We start from the raw sequence: 24,695 nt of genomic DNA on the forward strand, positions 1-24,695 counted from the left end.
GGCGCGAGCCATATTTCTCTCTATCCGTCATATGACCGTCCTGCAGTCATGCTGGTTGGGGCGCTAAGCCCCCAAGCCGCACCTTAAGAGTAACGGCTGGGTCACGGAAATGGTTCCCGGCCGGTCACCGGTTGGACGGAATCCAGCCAAGGGACGGCGCGATGTGGCGTGCCAAGTGCCCCAGGAGTTTCGCGTTGAACTCGACTCCCAGTTGGTTAGGAACTGTCAGGAGCAGGGTGTCAGCGGCCTGGACAGCGGAATCCGCAGCCAGTTCCTCCGCCAGCCGGTCAGGCTCGCCCACGTAGCTCTTTCCGAACCGCGCCGTGAACCCGTCAATGATGCCCACCTGGTCCCGGCCGTCGCGGAGCGCGCTGCCGGCGAAGTAGCGGCGGTCCTCGTCGTCCACGATGGGCAGCACGCTGCGGCTGACCGAGATCCTCGGCTCATGGGAGTGGCCCGCCGCCTGCCAGGTATCCCGGAACAGCTGGATCTGTTCCGCCTGGAGTTCATGGAAGGGCACGCCGGTGTCCTCGGTAAGCAGGGTGGAGCTCATCAGGTTCATTCCGAGCTCCGCCGCCCAGACGGCCGTTTTGCGGGTGCCGGCTCCCCACCAGATCCGCTCCGCCAGGCCCGGCGACTGCGGTTGCACGGGGAGGAGTCCGGTGGCGGCACCGGCATACCGGGGGTCGGCTTCAGCCACTCCTGCCCCGGTGATCGCCTTGCGGAACACCTCGGTGTGGCGGCGTGCCATGTCGGCGTCCGTTTCACCGTCCAGGGGCACGTAGCCAAAAGCTGACGCGCCCTGCCGGGCCGGCTCGGGTGAACCGCGGCTGATGCCGAGCTGGAGCCTCCCTCCGCTGATCAGGTCAGTGGCTGCAGCTTCCTCCGCCATGTAGAGCGGGTTCTCGTATCGCATGTCAATGACGCCGGTACCGATTTCGATCCGGTGGGTGCGTGCTGCGATAGCCGCTAGGAGCGGAAACGGCGAAGCCTGCTGGCGGGCGAAGTGGTGTACCCGGAAAAAGGCGCCGTCCACACCGAGTTCCTCGGCCGCCACCGCCAACTCAATGCCCTGCACCAGTGCCTCGCCCGCGGTCCTGGTACGGGAGCCCTGTCCGGGTCCCCAGTGGCCGAATGAAAGGAATCCTATGCGCTCCATACCTGCCCCAACCTCCGGCTGCCCGGTGGCATTCCCGCGTTGCCGGCGTTCCCGGCTGGCATGATGGCCGGGTGGGTATCCCGGAAGAAACTGACAGTGTCCTCAAAACCATCGTGCTGTTCGGGCTGGCCGCCGTGGCAGAAATCGGCGGGGCGTGGCTGGTGTGGCAGGCAGTCAGGGAAGGCAAGGACTGGTGGTGGGCCGGACTTGGCGTGATTGCACTGGGCGCCTACGGATTCGTGGCCACCCTCCAGCCGGACGCCCACTTCGGCCGGATCCTGGCGGCCTACGGCGGGGTGTTCGTTGCCGGATCCCTGGCCTGGGGAGTGATTTTCGACGGTTTCCGGCCCGACCGGTGGGACGTGGCTGGCTCGGTCATCTGCCTGCTGGGGGTGGCAGTGATCATGTTTGCCCCGCGAAGCGCAGGCTAGCAGCAGTATTTACGGCCATGGGGCAGAATTTCCCCTGTGGAGCACGTGGACTACTGCATCATCGGCGGCGGCATTGTTGGCCTGGCAACCGCGTACCAGCTGCTGCGCAGGGAACCTGATGCGTCCCTGGTCCTGCTGGAAGCGGCGGATACCTTGGCCGCGCATCAGACCGGGCACAACAGCGGCGTCATCCATTCGGGAATCTACTACGCCCCCGGCAGCCTGAAGGCCAGGTTCAGCAAAGCCGGCGCCCGGCAGACCAAGGAGTTCTGCCAGGAGCACGGCATCCCCTACCGAGAGCCCGGGAAGCTGCTGGTGGCCACCACCCTGCTGGAACTGGAGCGGCTGGCGCAGCTCGAGGAACGGGCAGCGGTCCACGAACTGGACTATGAACGGCTGGACCGTCGGGAACTCCTCCAGCGCGAGCCCAATGTCACAGGGCTCGGTGCCCTGTTCATTCCCAGCACCGGCATCGTGGACTACCCCGCGGTGGCGCGGATGCTGGCGCAGCTGGTGGAACGGGAGGGAGGCCAGGTGTGTACCGGGGCCCGCGTCACCGCCATTTCCGAGCACACGGACCGGGTGGACGTCCGCACTGAGACCGGGGCGTACTCGTGCCGGCAGCTTGTGGCCTGCGCCGGGCTGCAGTCGGACCGTCTCGCAGAGGCGGCGGGGGTGGACATCGACGTACAGATCATCCCCTTCCGCGGAGAGTACTTTGAGCTTCCTGCCGGGAAGTCCGGCTACGTGCGGCATCTCATTTACCCCGTCCCCGATCCTGCCCTGCCGTTCCTCGGGGTCCACCTCACCCCCACGGTGCAGGGGACCATCACCGTGGGTCCCAACGCTGTGCTGGGAATGGCCCGGGAGGGCTACCCCAAGTTCTCGGTGGATTTCCGCGATGTGGCCCGCTACGCGAAGTTCCCAGGGCTGTGGCACGTGGCCCGCGCCAACGCCCTGACTGCTGCCCGGGAGGTCCGCAATTCCCTGTTCAAGGGCAGCTACCTGCAGGAATGCCGGAAGTACGCCCCGGGGCTGGCCAAGGCAGACCTGCTGCCGTACGAGGCGGGAATCAGGGCGCAGGCGGTACGCCGGGACGGCACGCTCATTCACGATTTCCTGCTTGCCGAGACCGACAGGATGATCCACGTCCTGAACGCCCCGTCCCCGGCAGCGACGGCGGCCCTGCCCATCGGCGAGCACCTCGCGTCGCGGGCGGCGCTGCGGAGATCCGCGTAGGGACCCAGCGCGGGCCGGGCGCGGACAGCGGCGCGGCTAAACTGGCACCGTGACCAACCGCCAGCAAGCGCCCGGAGACGGCGCACCGCCGTCGCGCGGCAGGATCGCCGAACGGCTGCTCCCCGGCGGCGAGGAACCGGACCCGAGGTTCACCCTCGCCAACGAACGGACGTTCCTCGCCTGGATCCGGACCTCCCTGGCCCTGCTGGCCGGCGGCATCGCCATCGAGGCGTTCACCTCGGACCTGTTCCTGGAACCTGTCCGCAAGGGCCTGGCCATCGTGCTGCTCCTGCTGGGCATGCTGCTTAGCGCCGGGGCCGCGCTGAGGTGGCTCCGCGTGGAACGCAGCATGCGGCACAAGGCGCCACTCCCCCTGCCGCTCATTGTGCCCCTGCTGGCAGGGGCAGGCGCGGTGGCGGCCGCCGTCGTCCTCGTTTTTGTCCTCTGGCGCTGACTCCGGTGGCACCGTCCGTTCCAGCTGGAGACACCCACGGTGATCCCGGCCTACAGCCGGAACGCACCTCGCTGGCCTGGGGCCGGACCATGCTGGCCCTGGTGACGGCTAGCGCGCTTTTCCTGCGTTGGCTGCCGCACCACGGGCTTCCCATCCTGCTGCTGTTCGCAGTCTCCGCCGGAGCTGCCCTGGCCATCTACCTCACGCAGCGCAGGCGGTACGGCGCCAGGTCGCACGGCGTCGCCCGGGAACACGTGGACGCCGACATTACGGCGGTGCTCTGGACGGCTTTCACGGGCATCGCTTTGGGAGCCCTGGGGATCGGCGTGGTGCTCGCCGGGTAGCGCCCGGGAAGGCTAGAACATGGGCAGGACGAAACCTGCCAGCAGCGCCACGGAGCCAATGGCCGTCAGGACACGCCCCAGCGCCGAGGCTGTTTTCGCCGCTTCCTCGGGCGTAGTGATCTGCCATTGCGTCGGGCGCTTGGGATGGTAGTAAATAGGCAGGGTCTCGCCCACCGCCAGGTCCCTGATGTCATGGGGCGACATGGGGGCGTTGTGCACCTGGTGCTTGCGGTCAAGCCACCTGAAGCCCACGCCGGTTTGGTCCGAGTAGACCACGGCCTCGGCCATGTCCCAGGGGTGCACGAAGCGGCGCTGGAAGCCCACATAGAAGAGCAACAGCAAGCCAACGGGCAGGCACATCCACGTCAGCATTTCCAGGATCGGACCTGCCATATCGAGCACATCGGGCATGACTTTGATGGTACCGCCCGGGGGCTGGTGGCATCAGCACGGACTACGTACGCTGGGGAGACCGGCCCGGACGAAGGGGAAACCATGAACGACGAAGACATCCTGACGCGCATTCAGGCCCTCGTGGACGAGGAGCATTCACTTCGGGAGGGGCCCGGGGAGGGCCAGGCGCCGGACCACGCCAGGCTCCGGCAGGTGGAGATCCGCCTGGACCAGTGCTGGGACCTGCTGCGGCAGCGCCGTGCGAAAAAAGATTCCGGCGAGAATCCCGACGACGCCGAGACGCGCCCCGTCAGCGAGGTGGAGGGCTACAAGCAGTAGCCCCCCACCCGCCGGCCGCCGGCCTAGCCAATTGGCTCGGGCATTTGCTCCACCACGTAGCTGGCTTCCACTGACAGTCCTGTGACCGGATCGGCCATTTCGACCTTCCAACTACGGGCGAACTGGTTGACCCCGCCGTTCATTGCCACCGTTCCGGAGATCAGGACTGTCCCTGGTGCATTGAGTCCACGCTCGGAGAGAACTTCGAGCCAGTAGTCCGGCGTCAGCAGCGCTTCCAGTGAGCTGTCCTGGATAAGCGTTCCAGGAGTTTCGCCGTCCCCCACCCACCCCTTGAGCGTGATCTGATCCAAGTGGTCACGGACATTTTGGAGCCACCAGGCCTTCCGGCCCAGAACATCCGGGCTGGCGTTCTTGCTCCATGCCACCCCGTGGACTTCAAGCTCCCGGTCCGTATGGTCGCACGCTACCGTCAGAAGTACTCCTTCATCGGTAATAACCAGGGCCCATTCCGCTTCCCCTGAGGTACGGGCGTGCTGGACGCGGACTTCCCTCACCTGCTGGGCAAGGTAAGGGGAAACCGGGTATAGAGCCGGGGTGGTAGCCGGGCCTGGCACGCCCAGTTCTGCAAGTTCCGCGATGTGCGCCTGGACTTCGTCCTGCTCGCGCCCGGCGTATCCAGCGTTCAACAGATGATTTACCTGCACATTCTTCGTGCTGCCGTCGGGGAGTTCAAAGCTAAGAACCGTCATGGTGGGTCCGTCCTTCTCGTAGTGCAGGGAAAAAAATTAACAAACCGGAAACCGTAAAGGCTCGCGGATGTACATCCAGTATGCGTAATGTATACATTACATGCCAGCGTGACAGGCGTCACCGTTGAAACCATGGAGGACACCGTGAGCAAACCCCAACCGGCCAAGGGCGCAACGTCGCATCCGCCCCAGCCGATCCATCCCAAAGGCTTGTACAAGGCCTTTGCAGCGAGTCTGACCGGCACGGCACTGGAGTGGTACGACTTCGCCGTCTACTCGGCCGCGGCCGCCGTCGTCTTTCCGATCGTCTTCTTCCCCGCGTCCGACCCGCTGACGGGCACCATCCTGGCCTTCTCCACCTACGCGGTGGGCTACGTTTCCCGGCCCGTCGGCGGGATCATCTTCGGCCGCCTTGGCGACCGCATCGGACGCAAGAAAGTACTCGTGATCACGCTGATGATCATCGGAGTTGCTACTGTCCTGATCGGAGTCCTCCCCAGCTACGGGAGCATTGGCGTAGCGGCGCCCATAATCCTGGTCCTGCTCCGGTTTGCCCAGGGCGTGGGCGTAGGCGGCGAATGGGGTGGCGCCGTCCTGCTCTCCAGCGAGTACGGAGATCCACGCCGGCGCGGCTTCTGGGCGTCAGCCGCCCAAGTGGGTCCCCCTGCGGGCAACCTGCTGGCCAACGGCGCCTTGGCGGTACTTACCCTTGCACTGACCGAGGAGCAGTTCCTGAGCTTTGGCTGGCGTCTTGCCTTCCTCGTATCCGCCCTGTTGGTCGGCTTTGGCCTCTGGATCAGGCTCAAGCTCGAGGACACCCCAATCTTCAAAGCCATCGAGGCGCACGGTGAGCAGCCGCAGGCCCCCATCCGGGAAGTCTTCAGCCAGGAACTGCGCCCGCTGATCGCCGCCATACTTTGCCGCGTTGGTCCGGACGTGCTGTACGCGCTCTTTACGGTTTTCACCCTCACCTACGGCATCCAGGCCCTCGGCTATGAACGTAACCAGGTGCTCACCGCCGTGCTGATCGGCTCCGCATTCCAGCTCTTCCTCATCCCTTTTGCGGGCGCTGTTTCCGACCGCTTCAATCGCCGTGCTGTCTACGGGGTGGGCGCAGTTGTGGGCGCCGTGTGGACATTCGTCTTCTTTGGCATCCTGGGTGGCGACAACCAGCCCATGCTGATTATTGGCATCGTCCTGGGCCTCGCCGCGCACTCCTTCATGTACGGACCGCAGGCAGCCTTCATTGTTGAACAGTTCTCTCCGCGGCTCCGTTCGACGGGCAGTTCCCTCGCCTACACTTTCGCCGGCGTTATTGGCGGCGCGATTGCGCCACTGCTGTTCACAGTGCTCTTGGCCCAGTTCAACAGCTGGGTGCCGGTGGCCATCTACGTTGGAGTGGCTGCTGCCGTTACCGTCCTGGGGCTTGCCCTTGGGCGCGACAACAACACCGTCGAAGACCAGGATTACCGGCTGCTGATGGAATCCTCGCCCCGCGAGGGCAGCGGAGCTGGCGTCGGCGGAGCACGCTAGGTACTTCCGAAGTGTCAGGTGCGCAGGAGGATGTCCCGGGTCACCGCGAGGTGCTCATCGATGGCCTTCTGCGCCCTGGCCGTGTCGCCGGACACCAAGGCGTCAATGATGACCTGGTGTTCGGCGCACACCGCCCTGTGACGGTCACCGGTGCGGAAGAGGGCCGAAACACCAACCAGAACCTGCCGGACATGCAGTTTGCTGTAGGTCTTGGAGATCAGTTCGTTCCCGGCAGCATCGATGAGTTGCTGGTGAAACAGGGTATCGAGCCGAATGAATTCACGCGCGTCCTCTGGCCTTCCAGTATCGGGAATCTCGGATTGCAGGTTGAGCGTTTCCTGCATCAGGGCCGCCGGCACCCGGTGTTCGGCAATGGCAAGCCGGGCGGCGTAGTTTTCCAGCACGCCGCGGAGTTCCATAAGCTCGGAAATTTCCCGGCCGGTCACCGCCGGAACATAGGCGCCGCGCTGCGGAATGAGTTCGACAAGTCCGTCCGACACCAGGAGCAGCAGGGCTTCGCGGACGGGGGTCCGGGATACTCCAATTTCGGCGGCGAGCTCAGCTTCGTTGAGGAAGTGGCCCTGGAGCTCCGGATCCACCAGGACGTTCTCACGCAAATGCAGATATGCCTTTTCGCGTCCAGAGGCAGCTGTACCGGAGTTTTTTCCCATACATTATGTATACAACAGATCGGAGTTCATCCATGCGCCTCGCAGTCGCCCAAATCATCAGCAGCGCCGATACGGCAGCCAACCTGGAGCTCATCCGGGACTACGCAACACAGGCTAAGGCGGCCGGCGCGGAGCTGGTGGTTTTCCCCGAAGCCGCCATGCGTGCCTTCGGCCATTCGCTGACCGAAATCGCAGAGCCGCTGGACGGCCCGTGGGCGGACAAGGTCCGCACCATCGCCAACGAACTGGACATTGCGATCGTAGCCGGGATGTTCACGCCCGGGAAAGACGGACGCGTCCGCAACACCCTCCTGGTCACCGCGCCCGGTCTGGATACCTCCTACGACAAGGTGCACCTGTTTGATGCCTTCGGTTTCACCGAGTCCAAAACGGTCGACGCCGGCCAGCGCCCCGTGACGTTTGAGCTCAACGGGACGGTCTTCGGCCTTGCCACCTGCTACGACGTCCGCTTCCCGGCGCTCTTCACAGCCAACGCCCGCGCCGGGGCACAGGTGAACATCGTCTGCGCTTCCTGGGGTGCCGGCGAGGGCAAGGCAGAGCAGTGGGACCTCCTGGTGCGCGCCAGGGCCCTGGACAGCACCACCTTCGTGGTGGCTTGCGGCCAGGGCGACCCCGAAACCATCGGCGCCGGGCCCGCCGGCAGCGCCCCCACCGGAATCGGCCACAGCGCCGTCATCTCTCCGCTGGGCAGCGCCCTGGTAGCGCTGGGCGGAAAGCCGGAACTCGCCGTCGTGGACGTCGATCCCGCCATCGTTGACGACGTCCGCACCAAGCTGCCCGTCCTGGCCAACGCCCGCCAGTTCTAGGGGCGGCCCCGGCGCTGTCCAAGCCCTTCGCGGTCCAGGAAACCGCGGAGGGCGCCCACCCAGTCCTCGAAAGCGTCCAGATGGGCGTCATGCGACGCCTCGGGCAGGTCAACCCGCGAAACCCGGTGGCCCTGCCCGACGAACGCGTCCTTGGCGCCGGGCGTGAACATCCCTTGGCCGCCGTAAACCACCAGCGCCGGCGCCCGGACTGCATGCCACTCCCTCCAGCGGGGCGCGGCCAGGCCGGCCTCCGCTTCCGCCATGACGCCCGGATCGAACCTCGGCCAGAAACCGTCCGCCCGTTCCTCGAGGTCCTCAGCCCATGCCCGGGCCAGCGGACCATCCCCCAGGAAGGCGCTTGCGGCGTCCCTGCTGCCGAACGGCGTCGGCCAGGACCTGAAGTACTCCCCAATGGCCCGATGACCGTCCAAGTCTTCGCCGGCCGCGCCGCACTCCAGGAGGACCAGGCTGCCCACCAGGTCGGGGCGCTCCGCCGCGACGAGCATGGCCGTATGCGCTCCCATCGATTGGCCCACCAAAACCACCGGCGCACCGATGCGCTCAATGACGGTGACAACATCCGAAACATAATCCGACCGCGCGACGCCGGGAGGCACCCTCGTGCTGCCGCCATGGCCGCGGAGATCCACGAGGATGGCACGGTATTCGGGGAGCGCGTCCGCCGTCGGAAAGAATTCGCGGGCACTCCCCGCCAGGCCGTGCAGCAGCACCACGGCAGGCCCGGCGCCGCCCGAGTCATAGCAGTTCAGCTCCACCCCGCGGGCAGGGGCAACGGTGAAGGCAGTCATGCCTGTTCCCAGGTCCGTCCGCGGTGGCATGCTGCCACGCTACGGCACGCAGACGCGTCCGACGGCGGTGAGTCACCGTTCACGGGCAGGAAACCTTGACCTTTCAGGGCACGACGGCGGGAGCTCACCTTGGTATTCCCCTGCGCACCTTTGGCGGCGGGCCCGCGCAGGCCGTCCCCCAGTTGCGGACCGGTATCGGTGGGAGGGCGTTTACATGCCTGAAACATTGCTGACATGCGAACTTCACGCAAGCGCGTTTTGTGTAACGCAATGGCAACTTTCCGCGGCATCGGATGAAACACGGCCACCGAAAAATAGACCCCGGGGAAAAGCCGGGGTGGCACATCGCCCCGTTGAATCTCATGCGAAGGGACCACCGGTGGAGATCTCTGCCCAACACGTCTGGCTGCTCATCTCGGCAGCGATGGTACTGCTGATGACCCCCGGGCTCGGCCTCTTCTACGGCGGCATGACCCGCGCCAAGGCCGCGCTGAACATGATCATGATGAGCTTTATCTCCGCGGGCATCGTTGGCGTTGTCTGGGTCCTGTGGGGCTACTCAATGACCACCGGCGACGGCTTCCTGGGCATTTTCGGCAACCCGTTCACCAATTTCGGGCTGCAGAACCTGATGGGCTCCCCGGACCTGATCAAGGCCGGCTACAGCGCAACCTTCGCCATCATTACCGTGGCCCTGATCAGCGGCGCCATTGCAGACCGTGCCAAGTTCAGCGCCTGGGCCGTGTTCGTGCCGGTGTGGATCACCCTGATCTACTGCCCTCTCGCCTACATGATCTGGGGCGGCGGACTGATGAGCGCCGGCGGTGCCGTGACGGCCATTTTCGGCCAGGTCATCGACTTCGCGGGTGGCGCCGTGGTGGAAATCAGCTCCGGCACAGCCGCGCTGGTGCTCGCCGTCATCGTGGGTCAGCGCCACGGCTTCGCGAAGGACCCCAACCACCGGCCCCACAACCTCCCTTTCATCATGCTGGGTGCGGCACTGCTGTGGTTCGGCTGGTTCGGCTTCAACGGTGGCGCGGCGACCAGCGCCGAACAGGCCGGCCTGATCTGGATCAACACCCTGGTTACTCCTGCCGCGGCCATGCTCAGCTGGCTGGTGACCGAGAAGATCCGCCACGGCCACCCCACTTCCCTGGGGGCTGCGTCCGGCGTGGTGGCCGGGCTCGTGGCGATCACGCCTTCCTGCGCCAACATCAGCCCGGTGGCCGCAATCGGCCTGGGACTGGTGGCAGGTGCTGCGTGTGCCATCTTCGTTGACCTCAAATACCGCTTCGGGCTCGACGACTCCCTGGACGTGGTGGGCGTCCACCTCGGCGCCGGTCTCATCGGCACCCTGGCGCTCGGGTTTATTGCCCTGCCGGCAGCCGGGCAGGGCGGGGGCCTCTTCTACGGCGGCGGCGTGCAGCAGCTCATTGCCCAAACGGCGGCTGTGGTCATCACGCTGCTGGTCTCAGGACTCGGCACCCTGGTGATCGGCCGCGCCATCAACAAGACCATCGGCTTCCGGGTCAGCCACGAAGCTGAGACAGCCGGCGTGGACCTGTCCGAGCACGCCGAGAGCGCCTACGCATTCAACGAGGTGGGCGCCGGCTTCAACCCGCTGCGGGCGGCATTCGGCCACATTCCGGCCGGCGCACCCTCCGCAGACCGCCAGGCCGACCAGGATTCAGACCGCGGGGATGCTGAAACCCAGGGCCCGGACCGTCAGGCAAAGGAAGATACTTTCGCCTGACGGCCGCCCCTGGTTCGGCAGCGCCGGCACTAGTCCGCCAGGATTTTGTAGAGCGCACGCCGGGTTTCGTCCAGCTTCTCGATGGCGGCGGTCCGCTGCTCCTCCGTGACACCGCTGCGGAACTGGTGGATCACGCCCATCAGTTTGCCGATGCTGTGGTGGAACTCGCGGTCCGATCCTTCCGGTACCGCGTTCCAGGCACTGTCCATTTCCTCCGTGTGCCCGGCCACGTACTCCCGGCCGGTCTCGGTGAGCGAGAACTCGGTACCGCGGCCCTCACTCATGGCCTCGATCAGCCCTTCGTCCACCAGTTGCTGGAGTGTGGGGTAGATGGAGCCCGGGCTTGGCCGCCAAGCCCCCTCGGTCTTTTCAGCGATGGTCTTGATCAGCCCGTAACCATTCGACGGTGACTCCGCCAGGAGCGAGAGAATGGCGGCGCGGACATCGCCTCGGCTGGCCCGCCGCCCCCCACGCCCGAAACCCGGGCCAAAGCCGGGACCAAAACCAGGGCCGAAACCGGGACCAAAACCTGGGCCGAAACCGCCGCCGCCGCCGCGGTGGCCATGCGGTCCCCGGCGTCCCCTGCCTCGTTCAAACCGGCCCCTCGCGAACTCCGGACCGGGGAATTTTTCGTCAGAAATGCCTCTCATGATGGCATCCACCTTTCGATTCTTGTCATTACGCCGATTTCTTCGGCGATACTTAACGATATGTCGTTAAGTATCGCCGGTCAAGCATTATTTGTGACCGTATCCTGACCTTTGAAGTTCTGGATCGGCCCATCACAGCGGCGTAGGCTGGACGCACCTCCAAGCTCGAGGGCTGATACATGGCCAAGAAGAAGAAGCGCAGAAGCGGTTTCGGCGCCGCCCTGGGACGATTCGTGGGGTTCCTCGCAGCCAGTGCAATGTGTGGCGTGCTGGTGGCCAGCCTGGTTGTCCCGGCAGTTGCGGCGGCCGGGATCGGAGTCAGCAACTCGATCGGCTTCTTCGAAGGCCTGCCCAAAGAGCTGACGGTCCAGCCGCCGTCGCAATCCACCAGGGTTCTCACCTCCGACGGCCAGCCGATCGCGACGTTCTACGCCGAGAACCGCGTGCGGATTCCACTGGACCAGATGTCGCCGTACATCAAGGACGCCATCATCTCCATTGAGGACAGCAGGTTCTACGAGCACGCGGGAGTCGACCCCCAGGGCATCCTCCGGGCAGTGATCGCCAACGTGACAAAAGGGGACCAGCAGGGCGCGTCCACCATTACCCAGCAGTACGTCACCAACGTGGTCAATGAGGCCCGGCTGTCCCAGGACCGGCCGGACGAGGTGGTCCTGAGCGGCCAGAAGGACATGGGCGACAAGTTGCGGGAGATGCGGCTGGCCATCGCCCTGGAAAAGAAGTACAGCAAGGACCAGATCCTTGAGGGGTACCTGAACATCGTCTTCTTCAACAGCGATGCCTATGGCGTCGAGGCGGCGGCCCGGTACTTCTTCGGCACCACCGCAAAGGACCTCACGCTGCCGCAGGCTGCCCTCCTGGCCGGGCTGGTCAACAGCCCCACGTTCTACAACCCGGCCATCAACCCCGAGAACTCGCTGGCGCGACGCAACCAGGTCCTTGACGAGATGCTTCGCCTCAGGAAAATCACCCAGGCGCAGCATGACGAAGCAAAAGCTACACCCGTGGAACTCAAGATCACCCCGGAGCGCCAAGGCTGCGCCAATGCCGCCATGGCCCCCTACTTCTGCGACTACATCTCCCACCTCATCCTCAACAACCCCGCCTTCGGGCCCAACGAAGTCGAACGTGAGCGCAAGCTGTACAGGGGTGGGCTGACCATCGTCACCACCTTGGACAGCCGGCTGCAGGCGGCTGCTCAGGCCCAGGTGGACAGCACAGCGGGCGCCAACCCGGATAAGTGGGGTGCAGCCCTGGTCACGGTGCAACCGGGAACGGGCAAGATCCTGGCAATGGCCCAGAACACCGCGTTCCTGCCCGAACCGGGCAAGTTCGACACCCAGCTGAACTTCAACGTCGATGCCCGGGACCCGCAGGGGAATGACCTGAACGGTGCGGGCGGCTTCCAAACCGGATCCACCATGAAGCCATTCACCTTCGCGGAGTGGCTCAATGAGGGCAAGTCCCTGACCACAGAGATTGATGCTTCACGGCGCGTTTATCCGCTCGGGTTCCCGTGGCGCTCCAGCTGCGGCAAAGTGCTGGGCGCCTACAGCACCGCGCAGAACAACCCCGAGCTGGGTGCGGCCGATGACCTGCAGAATTCCGAGGAGGGCTTCTACCGGAAGATGCCCATCAACTACGGCCTCTACAACTCGATCAATACGGCCACGTTTGCGTCAGCCGCGCAGCTGGATTTTTGCGGCATCCAAAAGATGGTTGATGCCGTTGGACTGCACAGCGGCCTGGATGGAACACCGATCAACATGCACCAGTTGGGCAACCTGCTGGGAGCTACCGGCGTGGCACCGCTCCACTTGGCCAACGCCTTCGCCACCTTCGCCAACGACGGCCGGTACTGCAACCCCATCGCCCTGCTGGACATCAAGGACGCCACGGGCGGAAAGCTTCCCGCCCAAACAACCGAGTGCAGGGACGCGGTGAAGCCGGAGGTGGCGCGCGGCGTCAACAGCGTCCTGCAGGACGTGCTGGTGAGGGGTTCCGGCTTCTGGATCCAGCCGAAGGTTCACGACAAGTGGCCGACGGCTGCCAAGACCGGCACCTCCAACAACAACGGCGCCACCTGGATTGTTGGCTACACCAGCGGGCTGGCCACGGCATCCTTCTTCGGGGACGCGCTCGAAGGCCAGAAACGTGCAGGCCAAAACGTCACCATCAACGGAACGTTCTATCCCCGCCTCGACGGTTACATGATCGCCGGCCCGCAATGGGCAAACTACATGCTCAAGGCGGTTCCCCTCTACCCCGCCGCTCCTTTCCCCGGGCCTCCCCAGTCGATGATCGGTCCGAGTCCGACACCCACGCCCGCGCCTAAGCGGTAGCAACGCAGGGGCTGGCCGTTTGAACCTGCCTTAACAGCTGGCGTTGGTCCGGCCCGGCCGAGCACTTCCACGCTGTTTCGCTTAGCTTCGGGGATGCCGACGGCGGCCGCCTTGGATCCTGAAGCATGAGGCACGCGGGTCCTGGCCCGCCGTTCCAGTTTCTGCCGCAAGGGAAGGTTGGCACGACGGCGGCGCTCCTGATCCGCGCCCGCGCCAGGGAGTGCTCCAGGCTGCGGGTCGTAGGTGGGCAGTGTGGAACTCCGGTCTCCTGGGAGTGGTGGTGCGGTGGAGTGGTAGGTGTGGCCGGTGGGAGTTCGGAGCTTCACGGTGTGGCGTGCCCCGGGATTGGGAGCTGTTGCAGCTGACCAGCCCGGGCTTTCTTTAGTGTGGTTACAGGCTTCGCAGAGTCCTTGGCCGTTGTTGGTTGTGGTGTCGCCTTCGTGGTGCCAGGGGGTGATGTGGTCGTGGTGGCGGATGGGTGCGTCGCAGTATGGGGTGCGGCAGGTGTCGTCGCGGGTTTGGAGGAAGCGTTTGAGTCCTGCCGGGAAGAGCCGGGCTTTGGAGTCCATGCCGATGAGGTCGCCGGTTCCTGGGGCGGTGTAGAGCCGCCTCACCCAGACAGCCATCGCGGGCTCGGGGTCGGCCCGGGTTTCTTCGTTGGTGCTGGGGCCGGCAAGGTTCCGGGGTGCACCGCCGGCAACGGGAGTACCCACACCGGTGGCACTGCCTGCACGGCTGGCGGCGCGGGCGGCGGTGCCCGTGCCCAGTTGATGTCCGGCGGCGAGTTCGCGGGCCCAGGCGGCGGGCACGATGCCGTACCCGGCGAGCCGGGCCGGTTCGCTGTCGCCTTGTAACAGGGTCCGGTCGGTCATGACGAGCTGGACCTGGACCCCGCTGATCCCGCCCGGGGTCCCGGTGATCCGTTCAGCCAAGGTGTCGGCCATGATCTGGCCCGTGGACCGGCCGTCCCCGGAGGACCGGAGGGCGCCGGCTTCCTTGGTAAGGGCAGCGTAGACCGCCACACCCTGGGCGACCGGCAGGAGCGCGGTCAGCCGGGCCATGGTGTCCGGGGCCGGGCGAAGGCTTACCGTCCGTTCCTCCACCGCTTTGGCCGCCCGCCTGGCCACCGAGACGGGGTCGCGCCGGTACGCGGCGGCTTTGACCGCGGAGATGATGGTCCGGTCCCCGGCACCATCAAAGGTGCCGGTGTCGGCGGCAAGTTCCTCATCCACGCCCGCCCGGTCCTCGGGTGAAAGGCAGATGGTTTCCTTCACCACCAGCGTGGTCCGCCACTCACTCAACCGTCCGGACCGGAACGCGGCAAAGGTGTGGGGCATCCCGGTCAGGGTCCTCGCCAGTCCCAGCAGCCGCCCGCCCCGGGACGGGGACTCCCGCCGCGCCAACGCCACCTGCGCCCCGACACCCACTCCAAGCTGATCAGCGGGAACACCGGCAGCAGCCTGCTCCCGCCGCTGCGCCAGGTCGAACGCGACAGTGATCTCGGCCTGCCGCGCCGCCGCAACAGCCTTCACATCCTCAAGCTGCCGGAGCTGATCAATCATCCCCGCACCATTGGCAGCAGCTGGAACATCAGCCAATATACGCAAGGCATCAACAACACCCGGGGCACTGCGGGGAGAAGGAACTTCAGCGCCCGAGGGGTGGCCTGCGCCCGGCCGGACTCCCGCAGGCGAAAGAACATGAACGGCCGTAGCTTGCAGGATGGCCGATTCAGCGGCAGCCGGCTGGGGAGCGGCGGATCCGGCGCCGGCGGGAGGACGAAAATGGGCAGCCGAGACAAGTGCGGTGACGGGCGGTGCGTCAGCAAGTGAAGGAACATGGGCAACCGGGGCGTGCGCGGCCGCCGGACGGGCGTCAGGAGCAGCCGGAATAGGCGCAATTGAGGCGGGCGCGGAGGTGTCCCTGACAGCAGACGGCGCAACGGCAACTGCCCGCCCCGCCTCCACTGCCGCTCCGCCAACCGCTTCCATGACCAAAGTCTTCCAGCACCCACCGACATTCCAGCCGCCCCTAAAGCCCTATGTGGAAAAGCGGTGGTCCCAGGACGATCGAGTGGACAATGAACGGCGTGGAGAACCTAGAAACAAAGCGGCTGATCCTCCGACCCTGGGAGCCCGAGGATGCAGACTTCGTGCTGGATCTCTACTCCCGCTGGAAGGTGCAGCGCTTCATCGGAAACCCGCCCCGCGTGATGGCGGACCGCGCTGAGGCCGAGGAACGCATCCGGGTGTGGCGAGCCATGGACCATCCGGTCCACGCGGTCTGGGCCGTTCAATTGAAGGACCCAGCTCAACAGGCGAACCCAACCCGCCCAACAAACCCCGCCCACCCAACAAACCCAGCCCAGCAGGCGAACCCAGCCCAACCAACAAACCCACCGCAACAGACAGACCCTGCGCAGCCAAGAATCCCCGGACACAGCAAGCCCGCACTCGCCGGGACGCTGCTCCTCAAGTCCATTCCGGCGTCGGGCGCTGCACTCCCCCTGCAGCCGTCGGGTGACACGGAGATCGGCTGGCATTTCCACCCGGACCTCTGGGGAAAGGGGTACGCCACCGAGGCCGCGGCGGCAGTCCTCGCCTACGCCTTCAATAACGGCGTGCCCAAAGTGGTGGCGGTGACCAACCCCGCCAACGCAGCGTCGCAAAGTGTGTGCACCAGGATCGGACTGCTCCACCAAGGGCAGACCAGCGAGTACTACAACGCCCTGTGCGAGCTGTACGAACTGGCGAACCCGGAAGCTTAGCCCTGCCCCTTCCACAGCCGCTGCCACCAGGGGAGCTCCGGCGTGGGCTCCTCCACCACCTCAGGTGTCCGCGAGGCACGCCTGGCCCGCCACCGCTCCACCTGATCCTCCACGTCACGGGTCTTGGTGACCACCGGCGGCCCGCCCTGAAGCTGCCGGCGCGCATCAATGACGCGGCGGTTGAAATCAGCCAAAAGGTCACGGACCTGCTGTTCGGTGTACTGCGCATCCAACTCGTCGTCCAGCCCGGCGTCCTCCGCCCGGAGCAGGATGGCAGGCGGTCCCAGACCACTGATGTTCTCGCGCTGCAGGAGGCCCTTGACCCACCAGTCGGGATCGTAGGATTCGCCCAGCCCGGGAATCGGCTTACCGGCGTACTTGAGGTTGTCAAACTTTCCCTGCGCCATTGCGTCCCGGACCAGGTACTCGGCCCGGGCTGAGTCGCTGACTTTGCGGCGCTTCTCCCGTTCCTTGGCGTCCAGCGCGTCGAGGGCGGCTTCTTCCTCCGAACTGATGCCCGCGCCGCGGTACGAACGGACCTCGGCCGCGCGCTCCAGCCGTTTCCGGTACTCCGACGCCCCGCCGCCCATTCGTGTCACCGCCTTGCCTTGGTTGATGCCCTCCTCCCAGTATTTCGAAGCATCGCGCCGGGTTCAACGCCCTGCCGGCACCACGCTAAGAAAACGTTTCCCGAGTGTGCAATACTTCCTCCCATGCCATCACCCTCCACCGGTTCCCCGTCCCTCCTGCGCGCCGCCCACACACCGTGGCAAACTCCCCTGACCCTGCCCGCCATGAGCAACACCCTTGACCGCCACCACCGCTACCGCGTCACGAGCAGGTACCTGGAGGCCGACGGGCAGCCCGTCCTCCCGGTGTCCGGCGAGCTGCACTACAGCAGGGTGCCGCGGTCACGGTGGGAGGAGCGGCTGCGGCTGATGAGGGCCGGCGGCATCACGGTGGTGGCCACCTACGCTTTCTGGATCCACCATGAGCAGACCGAAGGCAAGGTGAGGTTCGACGGCGGCCTGGACGTGGGTGCGTTCGTCCGCCTGTGCGCGGAGATCGGCCTGGACGTGGTGCTGCGCATCGGCCCCTGGTGCCACGGCGAGGTCCGCAACGGCGGCTTCCCGGACTGGGTGCAGGCGGCGCCGGTGCAGCACCGCACCAACGACCCCGCCTACCTGGAACTGGTGAAGGGCTGGTTCGGGCGCCTCGGAGAGGAGCTCCACCAGCTGACCGGGCCGGACACCAACGTGATTGGCATCCAGCTGGAAAACGAGCTGTACGACCAGCCGGACCACTTCGTGGAGCTTAAGAAACTGGCCAGGAACGCCGGCCTGACCGCACCCATCTGGACAGCCACAGCCTGGGGCGGCGCAGACCTGCCGGCGGGGGAAGTCCTCCCCCTGTTCGGCGGCTACGGCGACGGGTTCTGGGTAGATGCGGACGCCCCCTGGGACCCCACGTTCCGCGAGCACTACTTCTTCAGCCATGTGTGGGACGATCCGGGCATCGGCGCGGATATCCGCGAGTTCGTGGGTAACGGCGTCCAGGATGCAGGCGCGGACGGCGGAAACAGCGCAGCTGCATTCCGGACACCGCCGGCCCTTTTCCCGCCGGCCACCTGCGAGCTGACCGGGGGCATGGCCACGGCCTACCAGCGCCGCCCCTGGCCGCAGGGGCTGGACGTGGCCGCCGTGGCGCACAACAAGATCGGCAACGGCTCGGCCTGGCAGGGCTACTACATGTTCGCCGGCGGGATGAACCCAGCCGACGGGCTCCAGGAATCCCAGGAGACCGGCTACCCGAACGATATGCCGCGGTTCGACTACGACTTCCACGCCCCCATCGGCGCGTCCGGCCGGCTGGCCGGCAGCTTTGCCGCCCTGCGCAAGCAGCACGCCTTCCTGGCAGCCTTCGGCCACCGACTGGCGCAGATGCCGTCTTCCCTCCCCGAGGCCATGCCGGATTGCATCGAGGACACCACCACCCTCCGCTGGGCGCTCCGCAGCAACGGCACCGCCGGCTACGTGTTCATCACGTGGCACCAGCCGCACATTCCGCTGCCCACCTACGGGGATGCCCGCTTCGAGATAGCGCTCGACGGCGGCCCGGTCACCTTTCCGGGGCAGCCGCTGGACATCCCGGCGGGAACCGTGGCGCACTGGCCGGTAAACCTCGAAGTGGCCGGCGTGACCATCGAGTGGGCCACCGCCTCCCCGCTGACCTTCCTGGAACCCTCCGCCGAGGACCCGGACTCGCTGCCCACCCTGGTCCTGGCGGCCGAGCCCGGAATTCCCGTGGAACTATGCTTCGCCGCAGGTACAGAGGTCCATGGTGCTGGCGGCTCGGACGCGGCGGGCTCGTACCGGATCCACGGCAACGAACCCGTGGTTGCCACCGCCCGCCTCGGGGGTGCCCAGCTGGACATCCTGGTCCTCCCGGCAGAGGCTGTGGACGCCGCCTGGGTCTTGGGCGACACTGCCTCCCGTGAACTGATCCTCTCCAAGGATCCCGTGTGGGTGGATGGCACCGGCAACCTCGCAGGCCGTTCGACGGCCGCCCCCGAAGTGCTGCGCTACCGGCCCGGAGCGCGCTCCTTCGAGGCAGTCGCCGCAAACGCCACGGGCCCGGCTGCCCCGGCCGCGGGAAGCGTGGAAGTGGACATCGAACTGCTCAAGGCGGCAGGCCCTGTCCCCGCAACCTACGGTTCCTCCGCCAACCGGGCCGCGGCGCCGGACCCTGCGGTGATCACTGAGTTGGCCCAGGCCTACCGGCTGACCCTCCCAGGCCTGGCGCTGGGGGCGCACACCGAGCTGGAAATCCACTGGGCCGGGGACGTGGCCCGGCTGCTGGTGGACGGGGAGGTGGTGGCCGACAGGTTCTGGGACGGCTCCCCCTGGGTCCTTGACGCGTCCGACGCCGGAGTCGGGCCCGGTGCCGATGTCACCCTGGAGATCCTGCCGCTATCGCCGGCAGCCAAGGTGGGGGTGCCCGCCGAGGCGCAACGGCGCCGGGAGGCTTCGCACGGCGACCTTGCCGCGCTGGACGCGGTCCGGCTGGTCGGTTGGACGGCCTGGCAGGAGGCTCCGGCGACGTAACCCGCCCGACAACAGGCCAGCGCACGCGAAAGCAGGCCAGCGAACACGGAAGCGGACGACGCCGGGAGGCTCCGGCGTCGTCCGCTTCCGTTACTTGGAGTGCAGCCAGCCGGCGTCAGGCGTTGGCGTGCTCGGCGAGGATGCCGTCAATCTGGCCGACTGCCTCCTTGAGGCCTTCCTCCATGCCCATCTGGATCATCTGTTCCAGCTGCTCTTCGGACTCGAAGGCGGAGAGCATGGTCATCCGGGTGCGGCCCCCGAGTGGCTCCAGTGTCACCGTGGCGTGGCTGGTTCCGTGTTCGCCGGTGGGTTTGCCGTCGCTGTCCGCGAACCCGTCATTGAACTCCAGCTGCCGCGGCGCCTGGATGCTGGTGAATTCCCACCAGCCATGAAACTTTTCGCCCTCGGGACTGGTCATGTAGTAGCCGGCCTTGCCGCCCGGCACAAAGTCGTGCTGGTAGAACGTTGCCGGGTACGTCGGCGGGCCCCACCAGCGCTCCAGTTGCCGGGGGTCCTCGAAGAGCTGCCACACGCGTTCCGCGCCGGCATCGAACTCGGCAACCAGGGTAAGGCTCAGGGCCTCGAGGTTCTTGTCCGTACTGATGACTGTCATGGCAATGCCTTCCTAACCTTCAGCGAGAATGTCGGCCATCCGGGCGGCGCGCTGCCGCCAGATGTGTTCGTATTCGTCGAGCAGCCGGCGGGCTTTCTGCAGGCCTTCATGATCACCCCGCACAATCTGCTCCCTTCCGCGCTTCTCCTTGGTCACCAGGGAGGCACGCTCCAACACCGCAACATGCTTTTGGACTGCGGCGAAGCTCATGGCGTAGAGCGCTGCGAGGCCGGAGACCGAGAACTCACCAACGGTGACCCGGCGGACGATGTCGCGGCGGGTGGAATCGGCGAACGCCTGGAAGAGGCGGTCCAGTTCGGTTTCGCGGAGCTGATCTACAACCATTTGGTTGTACGATAGTCCGGCCGCGAAGGGGTGTCAATGGTTCTGTATCTTGAGTGGCATGAGCATTTTCCTGTTGGGTGCAGGGCCGGACGCAGAAGCGTTCCCCGAAGTGTTTGACCTGTTTGCCGCCGAAGCGGCGCTGAGGGCAGCACCTGGACGATCGCCCCGGATTGCCGTGGCGGTTCATGACAGCGGCGGCGCCCCGCTCAACCGACTGCCGGAATATGCCGGTCCGCTGCAGGAGCGGATTGCCTGCGACGTGGTGCCCGTCCTGCTTGGCAACGGCGGCCCTGCGGATCCCGCGGCGTTCGCCGGAGTGGACGGCGTGGTGGTGGGCGGCGGGCTGACTCCTGCCTACTGGAAGGGCATCAACGGGGCAGGCCACGCGATCCGGGACATGGTGGCGGGCGGCGTCCCCTACCTCGGCTTTTCTGCGGGCGCGATGGTGGCGCCCGAGCAGGCCCTGATCGGTGGATACCGCATCAACGGCATTGAGGTCTGCGGCGAGGAGTGCTCCGAGGGCCTGGCTGACTTGGACTTCCGCCAGGGCCTGGGGCTTGCCCCGTTCGCAGTGGATGTCCACGCCGCACAGGCAGGCACGTTGAGCCGGGCCGTCGGCGCAGTGGCGGCCGGACTGGTGGACCATGCAGTGGCGATCGACGAAGGCACGGCCATCATCCTCGCCGCAGTGGACGCCAGGGAGTACACGGTGATCGGCGCGGGCACGTGCTGGGACGTCCGGGGACGTGCTGGCCGGGGGCCGGGCCTTGGCGGAGGAGCCGCGGTAGTCACCGCACGGACGGCGGAACCGGCACGGAACTGACGACGACGGCGCAGGCCGCCTGCCGCCGTCGGCAAATCACTGCGAGGGCAGGCGCCTACTCGAAGTGGGTTTGGATGCGGTCTCCGGAGAGCTGTTGGATCAGCTCCGTTGCCACGTCGCGAAGTTTGCGGTTCCGGTTGCTGGACACCCTGGTGAGGATTTCCATGGCCTCAGACTGGGAGCAGCGGTTCTGTGCCATGATGACGCCGCAGGCGAGGTTGATGGCGGTCCTGCTTTCCAGCGCCGCCTCAAGATCGTCCGCACGGTTCTGGGCCCTGTTGAGCCGGACGGAGAGGTTGAAGGTGTTATGCGCCGAGGCTGCGAACCCCACGGCCTTCGCGTAGACGTCTTCGGTAAACGCGTCCGGCCTGTCAGCGAAGAAGTTCAGGGCCGCGCTTGCGCCGTCTGCGATCCCGAGCGGGACGCCCAACGTACTGTGCACCCCTGCATCGAGCAGCGCTTTGCTGTAGGCAGGCCACCGCTGGTCCGCGGCGACATCTTCAACCAGCACCGGGGACATCTCGCGGATCGCCTCGATGCACGGCCCGTCCCCCAGGGCTTGCTCAACCCGGTCCAGTTCCACGGCCCGCTCGCTGCTGCCGGCCGCGGTTGCGGGCCGCCGCTGGATCTTGAGGGTGACCGCACATTCGATACGGTCGTTGGCAGCCTCGGAGACAGCGGCAGCGGCAATTCCGGACAGCCCGGAGAGAAACTCCACCACGCTCTCGGCGCCTGTGAGGATCTCTTGAAGTTCGTGGACAACGTTGTTGTCAGCCGATTTCGACATGCGCCTATCCTACTGCGGCAGCCAATCGGCGAGCGTCCTGACCGGCCAAATCGATTGGCATATGCTGCAGCAGCTTCCAGTCCGGTCCCTGGTCACCTCGCCCCTGATCGCCGGCAGTGAGGCCATCGGCTCCCTGATGCTGTACGCCTCCGGACCCCACACGTACGGCGGCTCCAGCGGACGCCTCCTGGAACTCTTCGCAGCACCGGCAGCAACCCTCATTGCCCACATCCAGGCCCGCGGAGCCCCGCATAAGCTGACCGAAGGATTACGCCAGTCGCTGTACAGCCGGGATGTGGTGAACCGTGCGTGCGGAGTCCTCATGGAGCGGCTGGGCATTCCCCAACGACTCCGCGCTGCGGCAACTCATCAGGCAAGCCGGGGACCAGGGCGCCAACCTCCAGCAGGTGAGCGAGGCCGTCCTTTCCGGGCCACCGGCGTCCAGGGCCTAGGAGCGCCGCATGGGCTTTGATCCAAACGAACCGGAACAGCGGCGGCGCCTCCGCGCGGCAATCAAGGCGGCGGACATCCCGCTGTCCGAACTATGGCTGAACTACTTCAGCCTGTCCGGCGATGCCGGCCAATACGAGGTGGAAGCGTACCTCCAGGGGCTCCTCCCGCTTCCGGCCATCCAGCGGGACCTGCCGGCCCTGGCCGCCAATGAAATAATTGACGACCTCCCCGGGCCGCGGGCACCGTACTCTTACGATTTCTGCGACGAATCCGGCCGCGAGGATGAGGGGGCAGGCGCAGGACCAGCCAACGGAGGATAGTCCGGGCCTCTACGCCCCGGCTTTACGCCGAACCAACCTCATTCCCTGACTACCCCCTACACCGGCGGTGTGATGAGTTTCACCTGCAATATTCGGCCATCTGGTTGGGCGCCCGCGGAAGCCCCGTGCACTATGGAATGGCAGGGCTGGAGACTATCCGGCCCTTACCCACCTGGTGAAGCGATGAAGCGCACCGGTGCGCCCCCGGCCGCCGACGCCTCAGAGCTCGGCCAGGCCGCTTCCCGGCTTCCGGCCGGGACCACAGAAAGTACAGAACCGTGAATCCCTTGCCGCCGCACAAGGCCGGTGTGATTGCTCACATCGCGGCCGGAACGGTTGCCAACTCCGGCAGCGGCATGCACCATGGAAGAACGGGAATGCGCTTTCCCAACTGATTGCCTCACCGACGAGGACCCGGCCTGTTCAGCCAGGCCGCCCACCGCAAGAAATGGAAGTTGAATAATGACGTTCGATGCCACTCACTCCGTAACCCTGAAGATCTGGGACAAGGCAGCCCTGCACCACACCCTTGATGCTGCCATCAGCGACCTCTCCTCCCGCCACAACACCACCACCTGCCAGGTCGCAGTCACCTGCAGTGGCCCGAACACCTTCACGCTGAGCCTGCGCAACAGCGGCGCCCTGGCCACCGCCTAGGCAACCAGCACCGCGGGGAAGCGGACGACGACGGGCCCTCCCGTCGTCGTCCGCTTTTCTTTTGGGACGCCGCCGCCAGCAGTCGTCCATTCGAACGGACATTCAGCAGAGCAGGGCGTCCAGTAGAGTCGTGGCAACAACCGCGACACAAAGGTTTGGAAGATGCAGGCTGGCGGTAATTCCATGCGCATGCCCTCCTCGGATCCCGCTGCCGGGCAGGTTGGGCCGGCGCCCGTCCGGGCGAGGCTGGCCGTTGTTCCGGCGGCGATGCTGTCCGCCGCGGGGTTCCTCCTTTTCGCCCGGGAAGACCGGATCTCCGGCTTCCTCCTCCTCGCTGCAGCCCTTGCCATGGCTGGGTTCCTGAGCCGGAAGCTGCTGATCGACCTGGCCCTGATCGCCGTGGGACTGACCGCCATGAGCCTGGTGCCCATCACCACCGACATCAGCACTGAGCACATGGCCGTTATGGGGACCGCCATGGTTGTGGCGGTGGGCGTCCCCTACGCCGCCTCCCGTTTCGTTACCAAGGACCACGCCATCCGGTTCCCCATCAGGACCGGGCAGCCATGGACGCGGGCTGAAAAGTGCTACCTGCCGGCGGTCCTGGTGATCGGTTACGCCCTGATGCCGGTGTACATGATCCGGACCGGCGTTTACGAGAACTGGCCTGCGGTCAGTGACGCTGACGGCATTGCCCGGCTTTTCCTGGGCACCAACGTCCTGGGCATCTGGGACGAGCTGTTCTTCATCTGCACCACCTTCACGCTGCTCCGCCGGCACCTTCCGGACTGGCAGGCCAACCTGCTCCAGGCCGTACTGTTCACGTCGTTCCTGTGGGAACTCGGCTTCCACGCGTGGGCGCCGTTCTTCATTTTCCCGTTCGCCCTGCTGCAGGCCCGGCTGTTCACGGTAACCAAGTCGCTCTCCTACATTGTCAGCGTCCACCTGCTGTTCGACTTCGTACTGTTCCTGGTCCTGATCCACGCGCACAACCGCGAATGGATCAACATTTTCCTGTACTGACCGCGTCTCCAGCCGCCCCAGGCGAGATGTGACGCACGTCATACAAGAATGACCGTGACGATCTCCCGCCCTGCTGCGTCTTACCTGTAACGGCGCAAACCCGCGCCTGGAACAGAACGCCAACCGAG

The 24,695-nt window shown here is 66.0% G+C and carries 27 protein-coding genes; 16 read left to right on the forward strand and 11 right to left on the reverse strand.

What is annotated here, in order from left to right; genetic code table 11:
• Window positions 1-124: 124 nt before the first annotated feature.
• Window positions 125-1,159: an LLM class flavin-dependent oxidoreductase gene (locus ACHL_RS16235; protein WP_015938387.1), complete on the reverse strand. Its 1,035-nt coding sequence runs from the start codon at window positions 1,157-1,159 to the stop codon at window positions 125-127.
• A 71-nt stretch (window positions 1,160-1,230) separates the two neighbouring features.
• Here ACHL_RS16235 and ACHL_RS16240 point away from each other — a divergent pair, with 71 nt between their 5' ends.
• From ACHL_RS16240 to ACHL_RS16255, 4 genes are read left to right on the forward strand one after another with little or no spacing between them, the layout of a single operon-like run.
• A complete protein-coding gene (locus ACHL_RS16240) occupies window positions 1,231-1,590 on the forward strand; it encodes a YnfA family protein (protein WP_015938388.1) in 360 nt (119 codons plus the stop codon).
• A 36-nt stretch (window positions 1,591-1,626) separates the two neighbouring features.
• Window positions 1,627-2,829 (forward strand): L-2-hydroxyglutarate oxidase, encoded by a 1,203-nt coding sequence (lhgO, locus tag ACHL_RS16245; protein ID WP_015938389.1) that lies wholly within the window; start codon window positions 1,627-1,629, stop codon window positions 2,827-2,829.
• A gap of 49 nt (window positions 2,830-2,878) precedes the next feature.
• Window positions 2,879-3,283 (forward strand): YidH family protein, encoded by a 405-nt coding sequence (locus tag ACHL_RS16250; RefSeq protein WP_015938390.1) that lies wholly within the window; start codon window positions 2,879-2,881, stop codon window positions 3,281-3,283.
• 5 nt (window positions 3,284-3,288) lie between these two features.
• A complete protein-coding gene (locus tag ACHL_RS16255; RefSeq protein ID WP_015938391.1) occupies window positions 3,289-3,627 on the forward strand; it encodes a DUF202 domain-containing protein in 339 nt (112 codons plus the stop codon).
• 12 nt (window positions 3,628-3,639) lie between these two features.
• Here the strand turns inward: ACHL_RS16255 and ACHL_RS16260 are convergent, their stop codons facing one another.
• A complete protein-coding gene (locus ACHL_RS16260) occupies window positions 3,640-4,038 on the reverse strand; it encodes a hypothetical protein (RefSeq protein ID WP_015938392.1) in 399 nt (132 codons plus the stop codon).
• An 84-nt stretch (window positions 4,039-4,122) separates the two neighbouring features.
• Here ACHL_RS16260 and ACHL_RS16265 point away from each other — a divergent pair, with 84 nt between their 5' ends.
• Window positions 4,123-4,359, forward strand: a complete 237-nt coding sequence (locus ACHL_RS16265; protein WP_015938393.1) for a DUF2630 family protein — start codon at window positions 4,123-4,125, stop codon at window positions 4,357-4,359.
• Between the two features lie 23 nt (window positions 4,360-4,382).
• Here the strand turns inward: ACHL_RS16265 and ACHL_RS16270 are convergent, their stop codons facing one another.
• A complete protein-coding gene (locus ACHL_RS16270) occupies window positions 4,383-5,069 on the reverse strand; it encodes a DUF2848 domain-containing protein (protein WP_015938394.1) in 687 nt (228 codons plus the stop codon).
• Between the two features lie 132 nt (window positions 5,070-5,201).
• On the opposite strand from ACHL_RS16270, the gene ACHL_RS16275 reads away from it, so the two are divergent.
• On the forward strand, window positions 5,202-6,602 hold the full coding sequence (locus ACHL_RS16275) for an MFS transporter (protein ID WP_015938395.1): 1,401 nt from the start codon (window positions 5,202-5,204) through the stop codon (window positions 6,600-6,602).
• Window positions 6,603-6,616: 14 nt separating this feature from the next.
• Here ACHL_RS16275 and ACHL_RS16280 read toward each other — a convergent pair whose 3' ends face one another.
• A complete protein-coding gene (locus tag ACHL_RS16280; protein ID WP_015938396.1) occupies window positions 6,617-7,273 on the reverse strand; it encodes a GntR family transcriptional regulator in 657 nt (218 codons plus the stop codon).
• A 32-nt stretch (window positions 7,274-7,305) separates the two neighbouring features.
• Here ACHL_RS16280 and ACHL_RS16285 point away from each other — a divergent pair, with 32 nt between their 5' ends.
• A complete protein-coding gene (locus tag ACHL_RS16285; RefSeq protein WP_015938397.1) occupies window positions 7,306-8,100 on the forward strand; it encodes a carbon-nitrogen hydrolase family protein in 795 nt (264 codons plus the stop codon).
• Here ACHL_RS16285 and ACHL_RS16290 read toward each other — a convergent pair.
• Complete coding sequence (locus ACHL_RS16290; protein ID WP_015938398.1) at window positions 8,097-8,909, reverse strand: alpha/beta fold hydrolase; 813 nt, start codon at window positions 8,907-8,909, stop codon at window positions 8,097-8,099. The two genes, ACHL_RS16285 and ACHL_RS16290, sit on opposite strands and share 4 nt — an antisense overlap.
• Before the next feature lie 379 nt (window positions 8,910-9,288).
• Here ACHL_RS16290 and ACHL_RS16295 point away from each other — a divergent pair, with 379 nt between their 5' ends.
• Window positions 9,289-10,662, forward strand: coding sequence for an ammonium transporter (locus tag ACHL_RS16295; RefSeq protein WP_015938399.1), 1,374 nt, complete (start codon window positions 9,289-9,291; stop codon window positions 10,660-10,662).
• A gap of 29 nt (window positions 10,663-10,691) precedes the next feature.
• Here ACHL_RS16295 and ACHL_RS16300 read toward each other — a convergent pair whose 3' ends face one another.
• Entirely contained in the window at window positions 10,692-11,312 is a 621-nt protein-coding gene (locus tag ACHL_RS16300; RefSeq protein ID WP_015938400.1) for a PadR family transcriptional regulator, read from the reverse strand.
• A 179-nt stretch (window positions 11,313-11,491) separates the two neighbouring features.
• Between ACHL_RS16300 and ACHL_RS16305 the strand changes: the two genes are divergently transcribed.
• Window positions 11,492-13,675, forward strand: a complete 2,184-nt coding sequence (locus ACHL_RS16305; protein ID WP_015938401.1) for a transglycosylase domain-containing protein — start codon at window positions 11,492-11,494, stop codon at window positions 13,673-13,675.
• Here the strand turns inward: ACHL_RS16305 and ACHL_RS16310 are convergent.
• On the reverse strand, window positions 13,594-15,237 hold the full coding sequence (locus ACHL_RS16310) for an HNH endonuclease (RefSeq protein WP_015938402.1): 1,644 nt from the start codon (window positions 15,235-15,237) through the stop codon (window positions 13,594-13,596). The genes ACHL_RS16305 and ACHL_RS16310 overlap by 82 nt on opposite strands.
• Window positions 15,238-15,755: 518 nt before the next feature.
• Here ACHL_RS16310 and ACHL_RS16320 point away from each other — a divergent pair.
• Entirely contained in the window at window positions 15,756-16,442 is a 687-nt protein-coding gene (locus tag ACHL_RS16320; protein ID WP_015938403.1) for a GNAT family N-acetyltransferase, read from the forward strand.
• Here the strand turns inward: ACHL_RS16320 and ACHL_RS16325 are convergent.
• Entirely contained in the window at window positions 16,439-17,032 is a 594-nt protein-coding gene (locus tag ACHL_RS16325; RefSeq protein ID WP_015938404.1) for a DnaJ family domain-containing protein, read from the reverse strand. The genes ACHL_RS16320 and ACHL_RS16325 overlap by 4 nt on opposite strands.
• A gap of 123 nt (window positions 17,033-17,155) precedes the next feature.
• Here ACHL_RS16325 and ACHL_RS16330 point away from each other — a divergent pair, with 123 nt between their 5' ends.
• Entirely contained in the window at window positions 17,156-19,546 is a 2,391-nt protein-coding gene (locus ACHL_RS16330; protein ID WP_015938405.1) for a beta-galactosidase, read from the forward strand.
• A 115-nt stretch (window positions 19,547-19,661) separates the two neighbouring features.
• Here ACHL_RS16330 and ACHL_RS16335 read toward each other — a convergent pair whose 3' ends face one another.
• Window positions 19,662-20,159 (reverse strand): SRPBCC family protein, encoded by a 498-nt coding sequence (locus ACHL_RS16335; RefSeq protein WP_015938406.1) that lies wholly within the window; start codon window positions 20,157-20,159, stop codon window positions 19,662-19,664.
• A gap of 12 nt (window positions 20,160-20,171) precedes the next feature.
• Window positions 20,172-20,504, reverse strand: coding sequence for an ArsR/SmtB family transcription factor (locus ACHL_RS16340; RefSeq protein WP_015938407.1), 333 nt, complete (start codon window positions 20,502-20,504; stop codon window positions 20,172-20,174).
• Between the two features lie 58 nt (window positions 20,505-20,562).
• Between ACHL_RS16340 and ACHL_RS16345 the strand changes: the two genes are divergently transcribed.
• Window positions 20,563-21,327 (forward strand): Type 1 glutamine amidotransferase-like domain-containing protein, encoded by a 765-nt coding sequence (locus ACHL_RS16345; RefSeq protein ID WP_015938408.1) that lies wholly within the window; start codon window positions 20,563-20,565, stop codon window positions 21,325-21,327.
• Between the two features lie 55 nt (window positions 21,328-21,382).
• Here the strand turns inward: ACHL_RS16345 and ACHL_RS16350 are convergent, their stop codons facing one another.
• Window positions 21,383-22,114 (reverse strand): GAF and ANTAR domain-containing protein, encoded by a 732-nt coding sequence (locus ACHL_RS16350; protein WP_015938409.1) that lies wholly within the window; start codon window positions 22,112-22,114, stop codon window positions 21,383-21,385.
• Window positions 22,115-22,175: 61 nt separating this feature from the next.
• Between ACHL_RS16350 and ACHL_RS16355 the strand changes: the two genes are divergently transcribed.
• The 4 genes from ACHL_RS16355 to ACHL_RS16370 all read left to right on the forward strand — a co-directional run bounded on the left by ACHL_RS16355 (window position 22,176) and on the right by ACHL_RS16370 (window position 24,567).
• Window positions 22,176-22,586, forward strand: coding sequence for an ANTAR domain-containing protein (locus tag ACHL_RS16355; RefSeq protein WP_050767106.1), 411 nt, complete (start codon window positions 22,176-22,178; stop codon window positions 22,584-22,586).
• Window positions 22,576-22,887, forward strand: coding sequence for a hypothetical protein (locus ACHL_RS16360; RefSeq protein ID WP_015938410.1), 312 nt, complete (start codon window positions 22,576-22,578; stop codon window positions 22,885-22,887). Before ACHL_RS16355 ends, ACHL_RS16360 begins: the two co-directional genes overlap by 11 nt.
• 462 nt (window positions 22,888-23,349) lie before the next feature.
• Complete coding sequence (locus ACHL_RS16365) at window positions 23,350-23,544, forward strand: hypothetical protein (protein ID WP_015938411.1); 195 nt, start codon at window positions 23,350-23,352, stop codon at window positions 23,542-23,544.
• Between the two features lie 162 nt (window positions 23,545-23,706).
• Complete coding sequence (locus ACHL_RS16370; RefSeq protein WP_015938412.1) at window positions 23,707-24,567, forward strand: CPBP family intramembrane glutamic endopeptidase; 861 nt, start codon at window positions 23,707-23,709, stop codon at window positions 24,565-24,567.
• Window positions 24,568-24,695 lie beyond the last annotated feature (128 nt).

Origin of the sequence: Pseudarthrobacter chlorophenolicus A6 (assembly GCF_000022025.1) — a bacterium.
Lineage (GTDB): Bacteria > Actinomycetota > Actinomycetes > Actinomycetales > Micrococcaceae > Arthrobacter > Arthrobacter chlorophenolicus.